We start from the raw sequence: 6,101 nt of genomic DNA on the forward strand, positions 1-6,101 counted from the left end.
CTCCGGATCTCAGCCGTTGTACATCAACTGGTAATACTCGTCGGCCAGCCGGTCAGAGTCGAAGCGCGGCAGCACATCGCCCATGCCATGCTTGACCAGTCGCAGCCAACGATCGTGTTGCAGGTAATACAATGGCAGCACCTGCTGCTGGATGATCTGCATCAGATTCCGGTAGTCCGCGGCGGTTTGCGCGGCGGCATCCAACTGCTCGTCCGCCGGTGGTATCAATAGACAATTGTAGCCATCCCGGGCGAACTCCGGGACCCAGCCATCGCTGATCGACAGGTTCACCGCGCCATTCATGGCGGCGCTCATGCCGCTGGTGCCGGAGGCTTCGTGCAACCGCTGCGGGGTGTTCAGCCAGACGTCGGCGCCCTGTTTCAGCAGCCGTGACAGCTGCATCTCGTAACCGGTCAGCACGGCGAAGCGGGCGGTCTTATAGGAATGCAGCACCAACTGGTTGAACATGTCGATGGCGGTCTGATCGAAGGGGAACGGCTTGCCGGCCCAGATCACCTGTACCGGCTGTTCGTACTGTTCGATCAGCCGGCAGAAACGATAGAGGTCATGCAGCAGCAGGTCGGCGCGCTTGTAGGCGGCAAAGCGCCGGGCCCAGACGATGGTCAGTACCTCGGGGTCGAACAGCTTGCCGGTCTGGTCGGCCACCACCTGGAACAGCTGGCGTTTCATCTCCCGCTTGCGGCTGACCAGCCGCGCATCGTCATCCTCCTGCAGCGCCTGGCGCATGATCGGGTCCTGCCAGAAACGCGCATTCTGCGCATTGGTGATCGAGGTGATCGGGCAGATGCCGGGTTGCTCGCCCCACATGGCATTGGCCACCTGCCCATGCAGGCGCGATACGCCATTGGCCCGCCCGGCGACGCGCAAAGCCGCCAGGGTATGGCTGAAGGTGCCGCTGCGCATGCCGGTCAGCTCGGCGGCGGTATCCAGCGACAGTTTGCCGAAATAACCCATGTCATGCAGGAACGCCAGCGGGTTCTCCTCGTTGCCGGCCTTTTCCGGGGTGTGGGTGGTGAACACGATATGCCGGCGCACCGCCTGGCTGTCCTGCAGCCGGTCCATCAGCTCGAAGGCCAGGGGCAGGGCATGGGCCTCGTTGAGGTGGTAGATGTCCGCTCCGCCGAGCTGCTGCACCAGCCGTGCGCCGCCCAGGCCGAGCACGATGCTCTGGGCGATGCGGGTCGATGGCTCGGTATCGTACAGCCGGTGGGTGATGGTCTGCGCCAGGTAGTCGTTTTTCGGAATATCGGTGGTCAGCAGGTAGATCGGCGCGGTGCCGAATACCCCGGCCGGCAGCAGCAGGGCCTTGATATGCACCGGATGCCCATTGACGGTGACCTCGGTGCGCAGGCCGCTATCGACCAGGAACGGGTAGTACTTCTTCTGGAATTGCACACGCATGCGCTGGTCGTCATGGCGTACCTGGTCGTAGTAACCGTACTTCCACAGGATACCGATGCCGATCAGGTTCTGGCGCAGGTCGTGGGCGCTGCGCATATGCGAGCCAGCGAGAAAGCCCAGGCCGCCGGAGTAGATCTTCAGTGCCTGGTCGATGGCGTATTCCATGGAGAAATAGGCCACGCGGGTGTTGTATTGAGGGTCGGGCTTCCAGGGAAGCGGCCAGCTTCGCGACATGAGGGTGATCCCGTAACGAGCGGTGGATTCCTCATACTGACAACGGTCGTGGTCCTTTGGTTGCCCCAATCAGAGCATGACGCGTTCCACCTGGCCGGCCAGCAGTCGGGCGTCGGCCAGCGCATGGTGCGGCGCTTGTGCCAGTTCGCTCCAGTCATGCACGCTGTTGGGCAGCGCCCGTGTGCGTACCCCTCGCGGCAGGCCATCGCTGCCGGCCAGCCAGTGCAGCAGCGGCCAATCCCAGTGCGGGGTGTCGGTGATGATTTCGGCCGGGGCTATGGTGGCGAGAAAGTCCTGCAGACGGTGGCGTGCCAGCGAGGTAGTCAGCCCGTGGGACTGCAGGTCGAGTTGCGGTAGTACGGTATCCTGCACGAACCCGGAGCAGTCATCGACCTGCCAGTTGTCGACCAGTTCCAGATAGAGCTCCCGCCCATCGCTGGTGACCAGCGCCAGGCTGATGAGCCGGGCGTGGCTGGCCAGGCTGGTGAATTCCGTATCCAGATATGCTCTGAGCATATTCTTGTTCTCCCTGTGATGTCGCCGTAATGGCGTTCCCGGCAACGCTGACCGAGAGAATCAGGCATCTGGTGGCGAAACACAATATACCGTTTATCGGATCGACGACAACTCTGCACGCAGGCGGGCGTCACGAGTAAAACTGTTCACTGAATCTGTGCTCCGCCGCAAATTCCGCAACCTCTGTAACCTCCGTCATCCTTCGCGCAGGCGAAGGATCCACCGGCCACTCCGAGTCAGCCGGCACCCTGGATCCTTCGCCTGCGCGAAGGATGACGAGCTTCAAGGAAGGATGACGACATTAAGTGAGCAGCATCCAGTATCGGGGAGACTCATTGCCTTCGCCGGATCAGGCCTGCTGGTGTTCGAACGCCTGCATGATCTGGCCGACGATGCGCATGACCTCCAGATTGGCCTCCTCCATCTCGCCCAGGTGGCGTATTGCATCGGCCAGTTGCTGCTGCTCGAAGGCCTGCATGGCGGCCTGGCCCTCACGGTGTACGGCGGTATGCGGCCGCTCTATCTCGCGAAAATGCGCCAGCTGTTGCAGGTTCTGGCTGCCGTCGCCGTAGTACCAGCGACCGAAGCGGCACTCACGCTCGCTGGGCAGCGCCGGAATGGGGCTGCCGCGGCGGCCGAGTACATGGTTGTAGACCACGAACTTGAGCGACAGCTCATCCAGGTTGGCCAGTTCGACCCCGGCGCGGAAGGCCGACTTCTCGATGCCCCGGCGCATCTCCCCGGCCAGGCTGTGCAGCACCTGCATACCGGCTACCGCGTCCTCGGTGGTGCGGCTGAAGTCCTCGGCCAGGGTGCCCTGGGACTGGATGTAGGCCTGTACCGCCGCGGTGATCTGCTGCAGTTCCTCGATCTTGCCGACGATCTCGCTGGTGGCCTGGGCGGTGCGCTCGGCCAGTTGGCGGATCTCACCGGCGACCACGGCAAAGCCGCGCCCGGCCTCACCGGCGCGGGCAGCTTCGATGGCAGCATTGAGTGCCAGCAGGTTGGTCTGGCTGGCGATACCGCCGATCAGATCGACGATGCCATTGATTTCGCCGGAATGCCCGGACAGCGTCTCGACCTGGCGCGAAGCCTCGATCAGACCGCTCTCCATGGCATTGGCCTTGCCCTGCAGCGCGTCGAAGCGTTGCTGGTTGTTCAGCGCGGCGCTGGATACCTGGGCAGCATGCTGCTTGTCCTGACCCAACTGGCCGGCAAGATATTCGAAGGAGTCGCCAAGCTGGGTGATGGAGGTACTGAAGCGCACCAGCTTGCCGGCCACCTCGCGATAGTAGTCCAGCTGTTGCTGGCTATTCCGTTCACGCTCGGCCAGCTCGCCCTCCAGCTGCCGTATCCGCTCGGCCTGACTGGCCAGCTGGGCCTCGAGCTGCTGTTTCTCCTGTTGCAGTGCCTGGATTGCCTTGCTACCGCCGCGCCACATGGTTACCTCGGACTTGCAGATATATAGCTGCTATATCGGCCGGGGCAACCGGGACATGAGCTTTTTTACTACGCCATCCCACACCCACTACTCCCTCTCCCTGACCGGCGTGCGCGCCGACTACAGCAGCACCCCGGCCAAACGCGTTGCCGAAGTCACCTCCACCACCAGCTACGACACCACCCTGCGGTTGTTCCCGGTCACCGAGACCAACGCCCTGGGCCACACCCTGACCCGCAGCTATGACCTGAGCACCGGCAACCTGCTCAGCGAGACCGGCCCAATGGCCTGACCAGCTACAACCAGTACGACATCTTCGGCCGGGTCGTGGCCAGCATGAGCGCCGATGGCACCAAGACCCTGACCACCTACGCCCATTGCACCGGCGACACCTACTGCCTTCCTCACGCTCGCTTTTCGGTCAAGACCCAGGTGGTCAAGGACCCCAACAACGTCCTGCCGCCGGGCGGCGCCCCGGACCTGGCCGGCACGCCGATCACCCCGGAAAGCTATACCTACTTCGACAGCCTGCGCCGCGAACTGTACAGCCGTACTCAGTCGCTCGATGGCCGCTGGGTGATCAACGGGCGCAAGGAATTCAACTACCATGGCGAGGTCACCCGCAGCGCCGAGCCCTACTTCCATGGCGCCACGGACATCAAGTGGACCACCTACACTTACGACGCGTTCAGTCGCGTGACGCAGGTCCGCAATCCGGCCAACAAAACCTCCAAAATTGCTTACGACGGACTGCGCACCACCTACACCAACGAACTGAACCAGCAGCGCACCGAGGAGTTTGGCCTGCAGGGCCAACCGGTACGGGTGGTCGATGCGGTCGGCACCTCCGAAGCCGCGACCAACCTGTATGAATACGACGCCCTGGGGCGGCTGCTCAAGGTCACCGACGCCAACGGCAAGCTGCGCCAATACACCTATGACCTGGCCGGTAATAAACTCACCGACCAGGATCCCAACCAAGGCACCTGGAGCTACCAGTACAACAGCCTTGGGCAACTGATCAGCCAGACCGATGCCAAAGGCCAGACCACCCAGATCAGCTACGACGTACTGGGCCGGGTGACCCAGCGCCAGGCGCCGGACTTCAACAGCCAATGGGTGTATGACACCGCCAACAAAGGGCTCGGCAAACTGGCCCAGGTCACCGCCAGCAACGGCTATAGTCGCACCCACGTGTACGACAACCTGGGCCGCCCGACCCAGACCACCACCCGGGTCGACAACCAGGACTACACCCTCAGCACCGGTTACGACAGCCTCGGCCGAGTGCAGTCACTGACCTATCCCACCGGCATCAGCTACCACAACGTCTACAGCAGCCGTGGCTTCCTGACCAAGGTACAGAACGCCGATGGCCAGCGGGTCTACTGGCAGATCAGCGACACCGCCACCAACACCGCCGATGCCCATGGCCGCCTGCTCAGAACCACCCTGGGCAACGGCGTACAGACCCTGCGCAGCTATGATCCGCTCACCGGGCACCTGACCAGCCTGGCCGCCGGCACCAACAGCGCACGCAACAACGTACAGAATGACAGCTACCTGCACGATGACCTGGGCAACCTGCTCAGCCGCAGCGAGCATCGCAGCAACCTGACCGAAACCTTCCAGTACGATGCGCATAACCGCCTGACCAGTGCCACCGTGGTCGGCCAGACCGCCCGTACCGTGACCTACGACAAGGTCGGCAACATCACCTACAAGAGCGATATCGGCTACTACCGCTATCACAGCAACCGCCCGCAGGCGGTGGCTGAAGTGTGTCGCAACAGCTCCATGGCCACCGGCAACTGCAACCAGAGTTATGCCACCTACGCCTACGATGCCAACGGCAACGTCAGCAGCGGCGGTGGCCGCACCTTCACCTGGACCGCCTTCAACAAACCGCTGAGCATCAGCCGCAGCAGCACCGGCAAGACCGAGAGCTTCGCCTACGATGCCGACTACCAGCGTATCAAACACGTCCACACCGACGGCGCCACCACCCTGTACATCAACCCGCGCCTGGACTCAGGCGCCCACTTCGAGATCAAACGCAAAGGCAGCATCACCGAGTACACCCACCACGTCTATGCCAATGGGGAGGCCGTCGCCGCCCTGGTCACCTTGAGCACCGGCGCTGCGGTCAACAAGCTCAACCAGACCTTCGCCGCCAACACCACCGGACTGGTCCTGCCAAGCGCCAGTGCCGACCCCGCCGGCGCGGTTAAATACGATGCGGCGGGCCAACGCCTGACCCTGCATACCCTGCAAACCGCCGAAGGTACTACGGCCAAAGCACCGCCTATTACTCTGCCAGTGAAGGCGTCAAACTCAGCGTCGATGTCAACCTGGCCAGCAGCAGTGGCACCGGGCGGCTCATCCATATCGGCCTGAACAATACCGGCAGTACCACCGCCGCCGAGACCGGCAATCGTGACCTGCGGGCCTATATCACCGGCAACAAGCTCTATGCCCGGGTCATCAG

General features: G+C 62.9%; 5 protein-coding genes. 2 read left to right on the top strand and 3 right to left on the bottom strand.

Annotation, left to right across the window (positions count from 1 at the left end; translation table 11 throughout):
* Positions 1–9: 9 nt before the first annotated feature.
* The 3 genes from glgP to H6X51_RS18775 form a co-directional block, all read right to left on the bottom strand.
* Complete coding sequence (glgP, locus tag H6X51_RS18765; RefSeq protein ID WP_185268972.1) at positions 10–1,656, bottom strand: alpha-glucan family phosphorylase; 1,647 nt, start codon at positions 1,654–1,656, stop codon at positions 10–12.
* A 69-nt stretch (positions 1,657–1,725) separates the two neighbouring features.
* Positions 1,726–2,172: a hypothetical protein gene (locus H6X51_RS18770; RefSeq protein WP_185268973.1), complete on the bottom strand. Its 447-nt coding sequence runs from the start codon at positions 2,170–2,172 to the stop codon at positions 1,726–1,728.
* A gap of 349 nt (positions 2,173–2,521) precedes the next feature.
* Positions 2,522–3,613 (bottom strand): methyl-accepting chemotaxis protein, encoded by a 1,092-nt coding sequence (locus H6X51_RS18775; RefSeq protein ID WP_185268974.1) that lies wholly within the window; start codon positions 3,611–3,613, stop codon positions 2,522–2,524.
* 55 nt (positions 3,614–3,668) lie between these two features.
* On the opposite strand from H6X51_RS18775, the gene H6X51_RS18780 reads away from it, so the two are divergent.
* Both H6X51_RS18780 and H6X51_RS18785 read left to right on the top strand, forming a co-directional pair.
* Complete coding sequence (locus H6X51_RS18780; RefSeq protein WP_185268975.1) at positions 3,669–3,905, top strand: hypothetical protein; 237 nt, start codon at positions 3,669–3,671, stop codon at positions 3,903–3,905.
* 44 nt (positions 3,906–3,949) lie between these two features.
* Positions 3,950–6,010 carry an RHS repeat protein gene (locus H6X51_RS18785; RefSeq protein ID WP_185268976.1) on the top strand — a complete coding sequence of 687 codons (2,061 nt, stop codon included), beginning with the start codon at positions 3,950–3,952 and terminating at the stop codon, positions 6,008–6,010.
* Positions 6,011–6,101: the final 91 nt, after the last annotated feature.

The organism is Halopseudomonas xiamenensis, from assembly GCF_014219065.1.
GTDB classification, from domain to species: domain Bacteria; phylum Pseudomonadota; class Gammaproteobacteria; order Pseudomonadales; family Pseudomonadaceae; genus Halopseudomonas; species Halopseudomonas xiamenensis.